General features: G+C 67.7%; 11 protein-coding genes. 2 read left to right on the forward strand and 9 right to left on the reverse strand.

Going from position 1 to position 16,175, the window contains the following annotated elements:
• The 5 genes from GQ464_RS07530 to GQ464_RS07550 all read right to left on the reverse strand — a co-directional run.
• Positions 1–1,570, reverse strand: a 1,570-nt coding sequence (locus GQ464_RS07530) for an efflux RND transporter permease subunit (protein ID WP_228350703.1), incomplete at its 3' end; no start/stop codon positions are given.
• A gap of 496 nt (positions 1,571–2,066) precedes the next feature.
• Positions 2,067–5,147: an efflux RND transporter permease subunit gene (locus tag GQ464_RS07535; protein WP_228350704.1), complete on the reverse strand. Its 3,081-nt coding sequence runs from the start codon at positions 5,145–5,147 to the stop codon at positions 2,067–2,069.
• A gap of 281 nt (positions 5,148–5,428) precedes the next feature.
• Positions 5,429–6,835 (reverse strand): IS4 family transposase, encoded by a 1,407-nt coding sequence (locus tag GQ464_RS07540; protein ID WP_228350416.1) that lies wholly within the window; start codon positions 6,833–6,835, stop codon positions 5,429–5,431.
• A gap of 244 nt (positions 6,836–7,079) precedes the next feature.
• A complete protein-coding gene (locus tag GQ464_RS07545; RefSeq protein ID WP_166981566.1) occupies positions 7,080–8,360 on the reverse strand; it encodes an efflux RND transporter periplasmic adaptor subunit in 1,281 nt (426 codons plus the stop codon).
• Positions 8,361–8,456: 96 nt separating this feature from the next.
• The gene (locus GQ464_RS07550) at positions 8,457–9,578 is read right to left on the reverse strand and encodes a 6-bladed beta-propeller (RefSeq protein ID WP_166981563.1); all 1,122 of its coding nucleotides are present in this window, start codon (positions 9,576–9,578) and stop codon (positions 8,457–8,459) included.
• A gap of 232 nt (positions 9,579–9,810) precedes the next feature.
• On the opposite strand from GQ464_RS07550, the gene GQ464_RS07555 reads away from it, so the two are divergent.
• On the forward strand, positions 9,811–11,184 hold the full coding sequence (locus GQ464_RS07555) for a T9SS type A sorting domain-containing protein (protein WP_166981561.1): 1,374 nt from the start codon (positions 9,811–9,813) through the stop codon (positions 11,182–11,184).
• A gap of 224 nt (positions 11,185–11,408) precedes the next feature.
• Here the strand turns inward: GQ464_RS07555 and GQ464_RS07560 are convergent, their stop codons facing one another.
• The 3 genes from GQ464_RS07560 to GQ464_RS07570 form a co-directional block, all read right to left on the reverse strand.
• A complete protein-coding gene (locus GQ464_RS07560) occupies positions 11,409–12,260 on the reverse strand; it encodes a DUF6615 family protein (protein WP_166981558.1) in 852 nt (283 codons plus the stop codon).
• An 11-nt stretch (positions 12,261–12,271) separates the two neighbouring features.
• A protein-coding gene (locus GQ464_RS07565) for an IS5 family transposase (protein ID WP_166981555.1) occupies positions 12,272–13,110 on the reverse strand; the annotation gives its coding sequence in 2 pieces (ribosomal slippage) (positions 12,272–12,810 and positions 12,810–13,110; 840 coding nt in all).
• Positions 13,111–13,254: 144 nt separating this feature from the next.
• Complete coding sequence (locus GQ464_RS07570; protein WP_166981552.1) at positions 13,255–13,725, reverse strand: hypothetical protein; 471 nt, start codon at positions 13,723–13,725, stop codon at positions 13,255–13,257.
• Positions 13,726–13,887: 162 nt separating this feature from the next.
• Here GQ464_RS07570 and GQ464_RS07575 point away from each other — a divergent pair.
• Positions 13,888–15,062 (forward strand): IS3 family transposase gene (locus GQ464_RS07575; protein WP_166982020.1). Its coding sequence is split into 2 segments (ribosomal slippage): positions 13,888–14,137 and positions 14,137–15,062, totalling 1,176 coding nucleotides; the frame shifts between segments, so codons are not numbered across the junction.
• Here GQ464_RS07575 and GQ464_RS07580 read toward each other — a convergent pair.
• Positions 15,036–16,094, reverse strand: coding sequence for a serine/threonine protein kinase (locus GQ464_RS07580; RefSeq protein ID WP_166979903.1), 1,059 nt, complete (start codon positions 16,092–16,094; stop codon positions 15,036–15,038). The genes GQ464_RS07575 and GQ464_RS07580 overlap by 27 nt on opposite strands.
• Between the last annotated feature and the right edge of the window lie 81 nt (positions 16,095–16,175).

A 16,175-nucleotide genomic window follows, 5' to 3' on the forward strand; every position in this document is an offset into this window, starting at 1 on the left:
GCCGGCGAGGGCGCGGCGGCGGCACCGGCAGGAACCGCCCGGCGACGGGCACGAGGAGCACCGAGGCCGCCAGCGAGGTGCCCAGCGTCAGGGCCACCAGCACGCCGAAGGGCAGGAAGAGGGCCTGCAGCTCGCCGCTCAGGTAGACCAGCGGCAGGGCCACCACCATCGTGGTGAGGGTGCCGCCGAGCAGAGGGAGCCAGACGGTGCGGAGCGCCTCGCGCGTGGCGGCGGCGTCGAGGGCCAGCCCGGCTAGCCCCTGCAGGCGCAGCCGCCGCCGTTGCACCAGCAGCTGCTCGACGACCACCACGCTGTTGTCCACCAGTAGCCCGGCCACCAGGGCCATGCCCGCCAGCGTGATCAGGTTGAGCGTCAGCCCGAGGGGGCGGAACAGCAGCAACGCTACGGCCACGGCAACCGCCACGCTGAACAGGACCACGGTGCAGGCCCGCACGCTCTGCAAGAGGGCCAGCAGCACGAGCACCAGCAGCGCCAGCCCCAGCCCGCCCCGCACCGCCAGGTCGCGCAGCTCCTTACGCACGTCTTCGCTGCGGTCCAGCACCACCAGCAGGCGCACGTCGCCGGGCAGGCGCGCCCGCAGGCGCTCGACCTCGCCGTGCACCGCCCCGGCGACGGTGAGCAGGTGGCTGCCGGGCTTGCGGTCGAGCGTGAGGGTGACCACGGGCTGGCCGTCCACCCGGCTGATGGAGCGTACGGGTGCGGGCCCCAGCGTCACCTCGGCCACGTCGGCCAGGCGCACCGGAGGGGCGTCGGGGGCCGCCTGCGCCAGCACCAGCTGCCGGATGGCCGCCACGTCGGTCAGCGGCGGCGTGAACAGGAGCAGCGCCCGGGTGCCGGTGTGGCGGCTGCCGTAGCTGTGGGCAGCCATCGCCCCCGCGAGGGTCCCGGCCACCTCGGCCGGAGCCAGGCCATAGGCTGCCAGCCGGGCGGGGTCCAGCACCACGCGCAACTCGCGCTGCCGCCCGCCCTCGACCCGCACCTCGGCCATCCCCGGCAGGCTCCGCAGGCGCGGCGCCACCTCCTCCTCGGCCAGCCGCCGCAGCGCCTCGGGCGCGAGCGACCCCACCAGCTGGAGCGTCATGAAGCCCTGCTGGTCGCGCAGCTGCTCCGGCACGGTGCGCGTCAACTGCGGGCGCACGCGGTCCGGCAGGACGGACCGCAGCCGGGCCAGCTCCTCGCGCACCTGCACCGTGTACGGCCCCGGCGCCGTCTCCCGGGCCAGCTGGAGGATGATGGTCGCCCGCCCCTCTTCGGACAGGCTCTCGACGTGGGCCGTGCCCGGCACCCGCTGCACCGCCCGCTCGATGGGGGCCGTCACGTACTGCTCCACCTGGCGGGGCGGCGCGCCGGGCCACACCGCCGTCACCCGCACTTCCGGCAGCTCTACGCGCGGCACCCACTCCACCGGCACCTTCCCTCCCACCCACAGGCCGGCCAGCAACAGGGCCGTCGCCCACGAGAGCACCGCCACGGGCCGGCCCAGCCAGCCCGCCCACCCGGCTCCGGGCCGGCGTCCCTCAGGTTGACCGGAAGAAGAAGGCGGTGTCATCGAAGGCTCTGGTTCGGGATGGTGCGGGAGACGGGGGACGTAGCCCTCTCATTCATTCATGCCTCCCCTCGAAGGCGCAATTCGGTTGCTGGCGACAAAGTGAGCCGTACATGCCACGTAGCCGCGGGCTTCAGCCCGGGCCAGCTGACGAGCAGCGGTGCGCACCCGTAAAGGGTGCGGCTACGTCGCTCTGCGCAACGACACGCCTCATTCATTCAGGTCTCCCCTCGAAGGCGCAATTCGGTTGCTGACGACAAGGTCGCCCTGGGTGAGAAAGAAAGAGAGTGCCCCGTACCGACCACGTAGCCGCGGGCTTCAGCCCAGGCCAGCCGGCGACCGGTGCGGCGCACCCATGAAGGGTGCGGCTACGTCGCTCTGCGCAATGACACGACACGCGAGCGTGCTGCCGTAAACAGCCCGGCCGCGTCCCCGTCCGTTGCGCCGGCCGGCCCGTCGACGCCGCCTGTCTGTCCCCTGATGAAAAACGCTTCATGGCCTACACCCTGCCTGTCCCGTGGTCTTTGCCTGCCACGAACGTGTAGAGCACCGGCACCACGACGAGCGTCAGGAGGGTGGCGCCGAGCAGCCCGCCGATGACGGCCAGCGCCAGCGGCTGCTGGAGCGCCCCGCCGGCGCCCAGGCCCAGCGCCAGCGGCAGCAGGCCCAGCACCGTGGTGAGGGTGGTCATGAGGATGGGGCGTACGCGGTCGCGCCCCGCCGCCTCGATGGCCGCGTGCAGCGCCATCCCCTCGGCCCGCCGCCGGTTGATGAAGTCCACCTTGATGATGGCGTCGTTGACCACAATGCCCACGAGCACCACCAGCCCGGTGAGGCTCATCAGGTTGACGGACTGCCCCGTCAGGGCGAGCGCCAGCGCCACGCCGGCGGCGGCCAGCGGCACGGCTGCCAGGATCACCAGGGGCTGCACGAGGCTCTCGAACTGGGCCGCCAGGATCAGGTAGACGAGGAAGAGGCTCAGCAGCAGGCTCCAGGCGGCAGCGCGAAGCCCCTCGCGGAAGGCGTCGGTGGCGCCGCCCACGGTGGCCCGCACGCCCGGCGGCAGGGTCCCGGCCACGGCGTCTTCGAGGGCCGCCCGGGCGGCCTGCAGGTCGGCGCCCGGCGCCACGTCGGCCAGCAGGCGCACCACCGGCGCCTGCTCTGCCCGGAGCAACGACGCCGGCAACGACACCGGCTCGGCTTCGACGAACAGGCCGAGCGGCATCAGGCCCTCGCCCGTGGGGATCTCCGTCTGCAGGAGGGCCTGGAGCGAGGTGGCCTCCGGCAGCCGCAGCCGGATGGGGATGTCTTCGCTGACCATCTGGAGCGCCGTCGCCTCGACGCCCCGGGCTGCCGCCGCCAGCAGCTCGGCCAGGCGGGAGGCCGGCAGGCCGAAGCGGGCCAGCTGGTCGCGGCGGAAGTGGAGGGCATAGGCGGGCACCTCACGGGCATAGGCACGCCGGACGTTCGCCAGCGCCGGGGCCTGCCGGAGGCGGGCCAGCACGGCGTCGGCGGCCTGCTCGGCCTCGTCGCGCCGGTCGGCGTGGAGGTCCAGCCACAGCTCCGCCTCGCCGGGGGCCAGCAGCGTCTCCAGCTGGGTGCGTTCCGGCCGCACCTCCACGGCCAGCGCCGGCGGCACGGGGGCCGCGGCCAGCGCCGCGCGCACCGCCTCCACCGGAACACCCTCCGCCGTCACCACCGTCAGGGTGCCCTCGTAGGGCGGGCGGGGGTCGAGGTCGAGGCGGGCCTCGTCGCGCTCGCCCAGGTCGGCCAGCACGTGGGCCACGCCGGGCGTCCGGCGGGCCGCCGCCTCGAGCGGGGCCACCCACTGGGCAAGCTGCGGCAGGTCCACCCCGGGCGGCGCGGCGACGTGCATCGTCAGGCGGCCCTGGTCCGAGCGGGGCACCACCTGGCGCGGCAGCCGCCAGGCGACGGCCGCGGCAACGACCAACAGCAGCGCGGCCAGCAGCACCACCCGCCCCCGCCGCCGCAGGCCCCACCGGAGCAGACGCTCGTAGGCCGCCAGCCAGCGCCCTCCGCCCGGCGGGCGCACTCGCCCCGGCCGCGCATCGCGCCCGGCCAGCACCGGCACCACCGCCAGCGCCACCACCAGCGACGCCAGCAGCGCGAAGACGACGGCCAGCGCCTGGTCCCGGAAGAGGCGGCCCGCCAGCCCCTCCACGAACGCCAGCGGCCCGAAGACGGCCAGCGTCGTCAGCGTGCTGGCGGTGATGGCGGCGGCCACCTCGGCCGTCCCCTCGCGGGCCGCCTCCAGCGCCGGCCGTCCCTGCTCCCGCAGCCGTGCGATGTTCTCCGTGACCACGATGGCGTTGTCCACCAGCATCCCCACGCCCAGGGCCAGCCCGCTCAGCGAGATCAGGTTGAACGAGAGGCCGGCCAGCTCGAAGCCCACCAGCGCCAGGGCCAGCGACAGGGGCACGGCCACCGCCACGGCCAGCAACACGCGGGGCCGCCGGAGGAACACCAGCAGCACGAGCAGGGCCAGCACCCCGCCCAGCAACACCGCCTGCCGCACCCCGGCGATGGCCTGCCGGATGAACCGGCTCTCGTCCACCACCACCTCCAGCCGGATGCCGGGCACCTCGGCTTCGAGGGAGGCCAGCGCCGCGCGCACCTCTTCGGCCGTCATCACCGTGTTGGCGTCGGCGGTACGCTCCACCACCAGCAGCAGCGCCTCGTCGCCCTGGAAGCGGACGAGGCCCCGCCGTTCGGCCACCCCGGGCCGCACCGTCGCCACGTCGGCCAGGCGGAGGGGGGTGAGGCCCGCACGCCCCACGATGGTCTGCATCACGTCCGCCTCGGTGGTGAAGGCGCCGCGCACTTCTACGGCGTAGCGGAACGGCCCGCGCCGGATCAGGCCCCCCGGCAACGTGACGTTGGCCGCCCGCAGGGCCTGCTCCACCTGCCCGACCGAGAGGCCGTAGCGGGCCAGCCGCTCGGCGTCGAGACGCACCTCCACCTCGGGGTCGAAGCCGCCGGTGACGCGCACGCGGGCCACGCCGCCGAGCTGTTCGAGCCGCCGGGCGACGACATCGCGGGCGAGCCGCTTGAGGGCCACCAGGTCCTGCCGGTCCTGGCGGGCCGGGTCGTCCACAGCCCGCACCGTGTCGGCCGGCGCGCGGCGGCGCAGGGCCAGGAGCATCACGGGGCGCTCGCTCGGGTCCAGGCGCAGCACCACGGGGCGCTCGGCCTCCTCGGGCAGCGCCTCGCCCAGCCGGTCGAGTTGCTCGCGCACGTTGAGCTGGGCCAGGTCCAGGTTGGTGTTCCACCCGAAGCGCAGCACCACCAGGCTGCCGCCGAGCAGGCTCCGCCCGGTGACCTCCTCCAGGCCTTCAACCCCGGCCACGGCGGCTTCCACCGGCTCGGTCACGGCCCGCTCCACCCGCTCCGGCGGCACGTCCGGGTAGGCCGTCCAGACCGCCAGCGCCGGGAAGCGCAGCTCCGGCAGCAGGGCCACCGGCAGCCGCACGTACGCGAGCACCGCCAGCCCCACCGCCAGCAGGCTCAACGCCGTCACGGCGACGGGACGATGCAGGCACCAGGTGATCAGGCCACGCATACCGGCGTTTGCACGTGTGGAGGTGTTGGGTTAGGGGTTACGCGGCTGGCGATGGAGTAACCCCGGCCATCCAGCCCTTCCCCTTGCGAAGGAAAGGTGTCGCGCAGCGACGGAGGGGTAGGATCTGGACGATGGAGGGGTAGAGGCGGAGTTGACCCCATCCCCCCTTCGGGGTACTTCCCCCTGCAGGGCTGCCGGGTGCGGCCAGGGGGAAGGGTCTGGCGTTGCGCAGTGCGTCGCACCAGATCCTCCCCATGCGAAGGCTTACCTTTACCCACAAATCAGGAGGGGTGAAAGACGAGCCAGGCGGAGGCGATATCGGTGAGACGTTGCCAGCCGCGCCAGAGCACAGTGACACCCGGAGGCCCATCGCTTTTGCGAGCCAGAAAGCCGCCCAGCCGGGCGATCCACAGGACCACCTGGCCCACCGTGGGCGGCCGGGCAGGCACCTGCTGCGTCTTGTGGTGGAAGGCATACAGAGCCCGCCACTCATGCTCGGCCAGCACCAGCGTGCAGGGCACATCAGGCGCATGACGGGCCACCAGGGTCATCCAGAAAAGACGCCAGGCTATGATGCTGAACAGGGCCAGATAGGGCATCAGACGCTCCACGCTGGCCAACTGGGCTTTTTCCACACGGCATCCCGATTTGAGCACCTTGTGATAGACCTCAATCTGCCAGCGCAGGCCGTACCACCGGATCCGCTCCACGGCGTCGGCAAAACGATGCACCGGCACCGTGCTCAAAAGAAGCCAGCACAAAGGCGGGTCCTCCGCGGGCGGGGCCTCCTCTTGCACCAGCACCGCATAGAGCGGCATATCGCCCATCTTTTTGCGCAGGTGCCGAGGGGCTTTCAAGCTCACAGGCGCAAAGCGCACCGTGACCGAGGCCTGGCGTTTCGGCTTCCCTTTGCGGGCGGGGACGAGCACCTGCAACTGCCCGCACGCCGCTTGCCGGCCCATCACCTCCCAGAGCCGCCCCACTTCGGGTGCACAGACGGAGCGGTTCTGGGCGGCTCGCACCAGCAGGTCGGTCTCCAGGGTGCGGGCCTGGTGAAAAAGCTCAAAAAGGTCGGACTCGCTGTCGCCGATGGTGATGAGCTGGGCCTCGGGGGGAACGACGGCCTGGGTCTGTTGCAGGGCCTGGAGCCACTTGGAACTTTCCTTCTCTTCGATGGGCAGCTTGCGTCGTTCGTCTGCGGTGCGCTGGTGCATCGTGGGGGGGCGCACCCAGATGGCCTGACCGGCCAATCCGAGCGGAAGGCCCTGCTCGGTCATGAGCAGGCTGGTGTGCATGACTATGCCGGACAGGTTCTGCTGCGCGGTGCCGATGGGTCCGAGCCCCTTTGTACTGGGATGATGGGTATAGTTCAGGTAGGTCGTATCCTGAATGGCAAAGAGCCGTTTGTGCCCCTGGGCCCGCTCCCGCGTACGGCGATAATGGGGCGCCCGGATCTTCTCGGCGGTCGTTTTGGCATTGTCGAAGAGCCGGTAGGCGGCCTTGGTGTCGGCCCAATCCGCACAGGCCTGATTGATCGACACCGAAGGCCTGGCCGCCAGTTTGGCGCCGGTGTCGAGCAGTCGCCGGTCCAGGCGCTTGTCGCCCAGCGCCATGTCGTGCAATTCATGCACAAGCCAGGTGGAGAGTTCATCGACCTCAGGGAGGTCTGGGATTGCTTCCGTATCCATCGGGGGGCTCCTCTTCAATGGCTTCGATGGGGTAAAAGGTTATTTGATCAGCATCCTTCTGCTAATCTCACGGCACTTGTGGGTAAAGGTAAGATGCGAAGGGGAGGTGTCGCGCAGCGACGGAGGGGTAGACCTGTCACAGCACGGGACTCAATCACGTAACCACCCATTTCGTCAAGATGATGACCGCGGGCCGTTGTTGATTGCATGCACGCTTCCCCGCTCCACGTCCACACCTCCACATTCACTCGCGAAAGGCCGGGTGGACGGCGGCCACCTCGACGGGCGCATCGTGCGCCAGGGCGTGATGCCCCGCCACCGCCACCGTATCCCCCGGCGCGACGCCTTCGACCAGCACCACGTAGTCGCCCGACTGCGGGCCGGGGGTCACGTACTGCCATTGTGCCCGCCCGCCCCGCACGACGAACACCAGGTCCCGCCCCTGCCGCACGAGCACGGCTTCGGCAGGCACCACCAGCCGGTCGGGAAGGCGCCGGGTTTCCAGGGCCACATAGGCGAAGAGCCCGCTGAGCAGGCGGCCGCCGGGGTTGGGCACGGCCACCGTCACCCGCCCCGCCCCCGTCTTCGTGTCGACGCGGGGGTTGATGGAATGGATGGTGCCGGTGACGACGGTGTCCGCCAGGGCGGGCAGGCGCACCTGCGCCGTGGCGCCGCGCCGCAGGTGGACGATGTCCGATTCCAGGGCGTCCACCTCCACCTTCATGCGCCGGTCGTCGAGCAGGGTGAGCAGGGCCTGGCCGGGGGCGACGTGCTGCCCCACCTCGGCCTGCAGGTCGGCCACGCGCCCGGCGAACGGCGCGGTGATGCGGGTCCGGCTCAGCTGGAGGCGGGCCTGCGCCACCCGCTGCTCGGCCTCGGCCAGGCCGGTCACGGCACGCTGCACGGCCTCGCGCATCGTCCCGCCCAGCAGCAGGGCCGCCTCATAGCGTCGCCGTGCGGCCTCCAGCTCGTCGTCCGAGAGGGCGCCCTCGGCGTGGGCGGCCTGTGCGGCCGTCCAGGCCCGGCGAGCCTCGGCCAGCCGCGTCGTGTCGACGGCGGGGACCCCGTCGCGGCTGAGCTGGACGGCGTACTCGCTCCGGGCCTTGAGCAGGGCCGCCTCGGCCTCCTCCAGCCGGAGGCGGGCCTCCCGGTCGTCCAGGCGAAGGAGTTCCTGGCCCGCCGTCACATAGTCCCCTTCCTCGACCTGCCGCGCCACCACCCGGCCGCTCGTCTCGGCGCTGAGCACCGCCTGCCGCCAGGGGGCCAGCCGGCCCGTGGCCTCGGCCCGCAACGGAAAGGTCACGGGCGAGACGACCACCGCCTCGACGGCCACGGGCGGCGCGGCGGCATGGGCGTCTTCGGGGCGCCCCGCCTCGTCCCCCTGCCCCGTCAACACCGGCCAGAAGGCGTACGCCAGCAGCCCGCCCACCGACAGCACCAGCAGCCCCGCGGCCACCTGCCAGCCCCGCACCCGCCGCCTCCGGGGCGCCTCCTCCCTCGACGCTACCGAAGAAACACGTTCCATGATGTGCCGCCTTTTTGAACCTTGCGAAATCCACCGGCACGGCTGGCCCACCCTTTCCCCCAGACACCCGGCCCCGGCGAAGGTTTCCCCACCGGCTCAGGCCGCCCCACGCAGTGCCTCGGGCAGCCGGTAGACGACGACCTGGGCCCGCGTGCGGTCGGCGCCCACGATGCGGTCCGCGCCGATGTCCTGGATCCAGACGTTCACGGGTAGCCGGACGGCGGCCCGCACCGCCCCCTCGGCGTTGAAGACGAGCCAGGGCACGGTTCCGGCGCCGTGCTCGGGCGTGAGCCGCACCCACACCGTACCGCCCGGCCCGAGCACGAAGGTGGAGAACGCCGGCTTGTACTCGGGCAGCGAAACACCGGTCGCGTTGAGCATGCGCACGAGGTCTTCGTCGCGCAGCAGCGAGTCCCGCTCGGCCCGGGAGACCGGTTGCGGCGGCAGGTCGTACGTGATGACGGTGCGGCGCGTGCCCGTGCGCCAGTCGATCCGTTCGAGCGCCAGCCGCTCCGTCCAGCCGTACCAGAGCGCACCGCCGGGCTCCGCCTGTATCCTTGCCCCCCGACCAAACGGCTTGGTCCGAACGTGGATACTGCCCCCCTCTCGGAGCACGATCCGCTCGATGTCCGGCGAGACCAGCAGCGTGTCCGGACGGCGCGTGCCGTCGTAGCCGATCAGGTGGACAAACGTTAGCGACTTACTCTGCTGATCGTCTCGTGGCGTGAAGACGTGCGCGTAACGAACCAGCAACCCCTCCGGAACGGCCCCCAGCAGATCACCGGGAACGGTCCGACCTTCTGCCTGTACGGTGATCGACCGCACGAAAGCACCCTCCGAATCGAAGACACTGATACGACGGAGCGCCCGGTCGTGCACATAGAGCGAGTCGTTCGGCCCCAGGGTCAGGCTGCTGATCATCTGGAACTCGCCCGGCCCTTCTCCCTTCTGCCCGATCTGCCCTGCCGGCCGGCCATCCGCCTCGAAGACGTGGATCGTGCCCGCGTCCCAGTCGGCCACGAGCAGCCGCCCCTGCCCGTCGAGGAGCGCGCCGGCGATATAGCCGAAGATCAGGTCATCCTCCTCCTCGCCCAGCCGGAAAAGCGGCTCCGGCACCAGCGTATCCGGCGGCGCCACATCCGGGGAACGGGTAGACGTTTCGGCGCGGCAGCCTGCCAGCAACAGCACCGACAACAGGGCGCTTCGTCCGATGGTCATCATGCCTCAAATCTCGAGGTGAGAACATGCCTTGCTCACCCAGTAGATAACGTTTCCTTTCTGGAAATTCGCACACATGAACTCTTTTTTTCGGCTTCGGATGAATGCCTCCAGCCGGACAGGTTCGTCGCTCGAAGCCGTGCCGGAACCGCTCAACTTCCTTTCCCGCCCGGCAACCTTCCGGCCCGTCCGTCGTCCTTTGCCCTTCCGACCGCCGCTAACCACTGCCTCGATGAAGCCCGTCCTCGTGCTAGCCCTGGCCGCCTGGGCCGTCCTGACGCCGGTCCTCACGGGCTCGCCGGACGTGCGTGCCCAGCCCGCGCCGGAGGGTCGTGCCGCCACCGCGCCCACCTGTATCTACCGGGCCGAACCCCGCGTGGCCGGCTATGCCCGCAAGGCCGCCCTGCCGGCAACCCGCCCACGCACGGCCACCTTCGACGTCCGCTTCATCGACGAAAACCCGTCCGATCCCTGGCCGGAGGAAGCCCGCGCCGCGCTGCTGTACGCGCTCGACCTCTGGGCCAGCTTCATCGTCTCCCCCGTCCCGATCACCATCGAGGCCACCTGGGCCGACCTGGGCAGTTGTACGGGAGGCGCCTTCACGCTGGCCCAGGCCGGGCCGACCACCCTCTGGCGCAACGTGCGGCAGGCGCCGTTCCCCGACACCTGGTACCCGGCCCCCCTGGCCGAGGCCCTGCACGGCGCGGACCTCAACAACGGCGAGCCCGACCTGGCCGCCGCCTTCAACCGGCGCTGCGGCCCCTCCGGGCAGAACCGCTGGCACTTCGACCCGAACCGTACACCGCTCCCGGACCGGCTCGACTTCGTCACCGTGGCGCTGCACGAGCTGGCCCACGGCCTCGGCTTCCTCGGCTCGGCCGCCGTGGACGACGGGCGCGACGGCAACGGAACCGAATGTGACGGCACCGGCGGCCACGGCTGCCTCGGCTTCGACGACGGCACCCCCGCCGTCTTCGACCGCTTCCCCGAGGACGGCTTCGGCACCCGCCTCGTGGCCCTCCCCAGCCCCTCGGCCACGCTCGGCGAGGCCCTCACCGGCCGGCGCGAAGGGCTGTTCTTCGGCGGCCCGCTGGCCGTCAGCGCCTACGGCGACCTCCCGCCGCCCCTCTACGCCCCCGCCCGCTTCGACGCCGGCAGCAGCTACGCCCACCTCGACGAGCAGACCTTCAACGACACGCCCGACGCCCTGATGACGCCCTCGCTTGCCCAGGCCGAGGTGCTGCACCATCCCGGCGAGGTCACGTGCGGCCTCATGGCCGACCTCGGCTGGACCGTCACGGCCGCCTGCAGCCCCCGGGCCGGCAAGCCGCCGCCGCCCGACCGCACCTTCACCCTCTCCGGCGTCTTCCCCAACCCGTTCACCGGCGCGGCCCGGCTGCTCCTCACCCCCGGCGACAGCGAACCCCTCACCGTCGACGTCTACGACGCACTGGGTCGCCACGTGGCCCGCCTGCACGAGGGCCCACTCACGCCGGGCCTGCCCCGCCTCTTCACCCTCGACGGCACCCGCCTGGCGGCCGGCGTCTACTTCATCCGCGTCTCCGGCCCGACGTTCACCGCCACCCGCACGGCCGTCCGCCGCTGAATCCGGCTCCGACCGTGCGCTTCACGAACCCATCATCGCGTGCAGGCGCGCCCGCGGCGCGTCAACCGGTAAGGGCACGAGTGCGCCTCCCTGCCCCTAGCGGCATGTAACAACTTGGCGTTCATCCAAGTAAATGAGGCCGCCAGAGTCACCGAGATAACCGAGTCTGATGCGCCACAGAATTCGATTGGGAAGCGCTGTGCCACATCAGCTGCAGCGCCTTATCAGGCAACAGCCTCTTGGCTTTCGCGGACGATGATGACTCCCCCGATGTCTTGATCGGGTGGCTCGGCAAGCTCACCCGAAAGAAGTTGTGAAACATGCATCGGCGGATCTTCCGCTAGGTCAAGGTTATTGTAGATCTCGCGAAGATCTGCGAGTTCATCAGAGTCGAGTTCTTCATCCTCAGATGCTTTCATGGAAATCTCGTTTCGCCGGATAACCTCGTGCCAGAAACTCCTCGCACGGCTCGGCAGATCGGTAACGCCGTAGCCTGAACAGCATACAAGACAATGCCAAGGGTAGAAGTGAGGCCTCACCGAACTCAAGTCAAGAACGTTGCCTTGGAGCCGAAGCTGGCGAACGTCAAAAGCTGACATTAGGCTGCAGCCAAAGAACTCCGGGGCAATACCAAAGGTCAGACAACAGAAAAGTTGAGAATGCAGATCCCCATTCCAATGTGAATAGAGACAGTAAAGGGGCACAAGCGGGACCTTACTGCGCAGAGCGTTCACGATAAGGCGGTCACTCTGGTACAACTTGCTCTTTGGGCTCTTGTAATGCAGATGCTCAAATTTGTTCGTGTTAAGATTTATGACCTTCGCCTGAACGCGAAACCCAAACCAGTGCCTGCTTGAGCCGGTAAGCCACCATTCCCAATCTGCGCCTGTTTTGCCCTCTTCCGGCTTTGAAAACGTCTGGGTTACGATTTGTAGGTGATGTCGCTTCTTCAATTCCAACACGTTGATATCGGTGATTGTCTCTTCCCCAGGTTGATACTGGACCAAACGAGCGGATGACAAGAGATTCCATGTCTTATATGCAAGGTAACGGAACGTATTGCAGACGGCATTCATAGGGTGTCACACTAGGCTGTGTCTGAAAAATGGAGTTTGAAGATACGCCGTATGCAGGCGAGTTTGACCATCGTCAGATAATGTCGCGCCAGCTTCTCATAGCGCGAAGCCAACCGACGGCACTCCTTCAAATGACCGATCAGGCGCTCGATGACGTTGCGGCGCCGGTAGCGCACCGGGCAGGCCGGCTCTGGCTCCGGCACCGCCTTGCTCCGACGCTTCGGAATCACCGGCTCAATGCCCTGCCCGCTCAAGTACGAGCGGATCGCCGCACGATCATAGCCGCGGTCGGCCACGAGCACCTTCGGTCGCGCCGGCACCGTGACCGCTTCGAAGGTCGGGGCGAACTGCGGGCTGTCGTGGCATTTTCCCGCACTCAGGTGCACCGACAACGGCGTGCCGCACCCGTCGCAAACCAGGTGCACCTTCGTCGTCAAACCGCCCCGACTGCGCCCGAGGGCCTGCTCGGCGGCGTTGGTCCTGGCATCAGTGCCCGCCTTTTTTTTCGCCCCGGCGGCGGCCCGTTGGGCGCGCACCGTGGTCGAATCAGCAACCAGGTTTCTAAGTCCAGCGTGCCGTCGTCGAGCAGTTGCAGTTGAAGCGACTCCAGGACGCGGTCAATCGTACCATCTCGGCTCCATCGCCGGTACCGGTCGTAGACGGTCTGCCAGGGGCCGAAGCGCTCGGGCAGATCGCGCCAGGCGGCGCCGGAGCCGAGCACCCAGAAGATGCTGTTTAGGATCGTGCGGTCATCGCGCCGGGGCCGTCGTCGGCGGGTGGTCTTCGCTTGTGAAAGAACGTCTTTGATCAGCGCGAACTGGTGATCGGAAAGCTCGTAGCGTCGGGCCATTGTCGTGCTTCTTGGTGCTGGCCCAAACTACGAAACCCTATTTTTCAGACAAAACCTAGCATTCTGCGGCTAACGCTCCGGTTCAGCGGCGGCCGGCAGCCCGTCCGCTGCAACCGGTTGTTATGCCGCGCTGTACGCGGCACGTCACGAGTGCCAACCTTCCTGTGACCAATACGCCGACCACCATGCACGAAGCGATCCATCCTGGCGCAACACCTCGATAGCTCGTTGGTCGAGTTCGATTCCTTTCTGCGACCAGTACTCACGGAGTGTGCTGAAAACAACTGAAACGAGTTTGTTCATCGGAACACGGTATGTTTCGAGTAGCGCTTGTTCACATATACTGGCTGCCACCGCTTCGCGAAGGTTCGTGAATGCTTCATGGGCAAACTCGAAGACGACCTCCTCCGTTGTGATGCCGAGTGCTTGGCCATCAACGCCGTACACTTCTTCGACCAAGCCCCTAATAGAACAACTGGCCATCAGCAAACGGTCGAGCGTCTCGCGAGCTAGGGCAACGACGCGGGCAGCATCAGGGGGATTACCGCGGCGGCGTAATAACCGCTGGAGCGTCCTCGCTACAATAAGCCATCTCGAAGCGGAACGATCGTCCATTTCTGTGGCAAGCTTTGCAAGCTGTTCTTCTAGTGTCGCTACGGACTCATCAAGCTGGTCCCCCCCCATTCGGGCCATCTCCGCGGCTGCCCACGAGCTATGGGATGGAGTTAACCCGGTTTGGTGGACTATCTTCCACTTACGAACAACGAAGAGGTCCCCATGCCACGAACACGTCCCGCGTATCCTACCGAGTTCCGCCAGCGACTCGTCGAACTGGCTCAGGCCGGTCGTAGCCCGCGTGAACTCGCTGAAGAATTTGAACCCTCCGAACAAACCATCCGCACCTGGATCAAACAAGCTGAGCGCGACGAGGGTACCCGCACCGACGGGCTCACCTCGAGAGAGCGCGAGGAGCTGCGCCAACTCCGCAAGGAGAACCGTCGTCTCCAGCAGGAGCGCGACATCCTGGCAAAGGCCGCGGCCTGGTTTGCTCAGGAGACGAACGTGATACCGAAGCGATCTTCACGTTCATAGACGCCCACCAGGCCGAATTCCCCATCCGCGTCATGTGTGCAGTCCTGGCGGTCTCCACCAGCGGCTACTACGCCTGGCGCAACCGAGTCCCTTCCCAGCGAGCCCGAGACGACGCGATGCTGACCGAGCAGATCCATGCCATCCACGCGTGGTCCCGCGGCACCTATGGCGCCCCCCGTATCCATGCCGAACTCAAGGATCAAGGCGTGCATGTGGGGTGCAAGCGTGTAGCTCGTTTGATGCGAGCAGCCGGCTTGCACGGCATTAGCCGCCGCAAAGGACCCACCACGACGCGGCGGAGGGAGGGAGCTAGACCCGCGCCGGATCTCGTCGAGCGGGATTTCACCGCGACCGAGCCGAACCAGTTGTGGGTGGCCGACATCACCTACGTGCCGACGGCGGCCGGCTTCCTGTACCTGGCTGTTGTGCTCGACGCGTTCAGTCGCCGTATCGTGGGCTGGTCGATGGCCAATCACTTGAGGACGGAGCTGGTGGTCGCCGCGTTGGAGATGGCGCTTGAGCAGCGGAAGCCGGAGGCGGTCATCCATCACTCCGACCAGGGGTCGCAGTACACCTCGATTGCCTTCGGGGTGCACTGTCGGGAAGCGGGTGTGGAGCCGTCAATGGGCTCGGTCGGTGACTGCTACGATAACGCCATGTGCGAGAGCTTCTTCGCTACGCTTGAATGCGAACTCATCGACCGTGAGGCCTTCGCGACGCGGGCCGAGGCGCGGATGGCGATCTTCGACTACATTGAAGGGTGGTACAACCCGCATCGGCGGCACTCGGCCCTGGAGTATCAGTCGCCGGTGAGCTACGAAAGAAGACACCAATCACAGGTCGCAGCCGAAAGCTGCTGACTGTCCACTAAAGCGGGGTAACTCCAGGGATGTAATTCCCCACTTACGGGCTTGGTCGTCTTGCACAGCTAGCTGCGACGCTAGGTTCAGGCCGTACTCTTGTTGGAGGATGTCACAGAGGGCTGACTGGAAGTTAGATGCAGAAGGCCTAGCTGACGGATCTGGAGCTAGCGCTCTATAAACGAGATCTCGCAGGCTCGCCGGTTGGAATTCGAGGTCCCTAGGTCCTGAGGTTGCCCATGTTTCCCACTTCCTAGCGCTCCACTTCTTTGCGAGGACTTCCGTAACATCACCCGCCGGATGTTTTCCAGACAAGAGCTCGCTAGCGATGACACCTACGGCGAAAATATCGCTCGCTTCCGGCACCACAGTATTGCGGAACCGCTCTGGGGCCAAATATGGGCGCCACGCGTGGTACGTCCCCCCACCCTGGGTCCAGATATCGGCCCAGCCCAGATCAGCGATGCGCGCTTGCCAGTAGTGAGCCTTGCTTGGAAAGCCTTTTCCATCAGGCAAAACGAAGCGCGCACGAAGATCGCTGAGCAGAATGTTATCTGGCTTCAGGTCGCCATGTCCCTGGAGGCCATGTTCGTAAAGCCACCGGAGACCGGAGCATATTTGTGCAAGGGCGATGAGGCGTTCCAGTAGCGACATCTTGATCTCACCCTTGACGCACGCCGAAAGGTTGCCCTCGCAAAACGGCATGCGTACCAGTGGCAGGACTTCGAACTCACCCGCGAGATCCCTAGGTGCGGGAGCGAACTCCAGTCCAAGAGCCGGCAAGACATGGTAGTGAAAGGGGATATTGAGCCAGAGCCTCATCTCGCGCTCAAACAGGTGCTTTAGGTCGCGGCCCCCAGGTTTCAGTTTCGCAGGGTTCAGAGTCTTGACGCAAACCCTCTGCGGAGAAACGTTGCTCTTCTTGGCTTCAAGGACGAACACGAGGCCATACGTCCCCTGCATGTGCCTCGTGGGTTCATAATAGTCTGGCCAACGCTTGCGGAGCCAGGACTCAAGGACCTCAACGATCATATGATACTCTCTCCGTTCCGGCGGCATAACATAGCATTATCCAACACGACGCATCTTATCCTACAATCTTTCTTTAAAAAT

Source organism: Rhodocaloribacter litoris, assembly GCF_011682235.2.
Classification (GTDB): Bacteria; Bacteroidota; Rhodothermia; order Rhodothermales; family ISCAR-4553; genus Rhodocaloribacter; species Rhodocaloribacter litoris.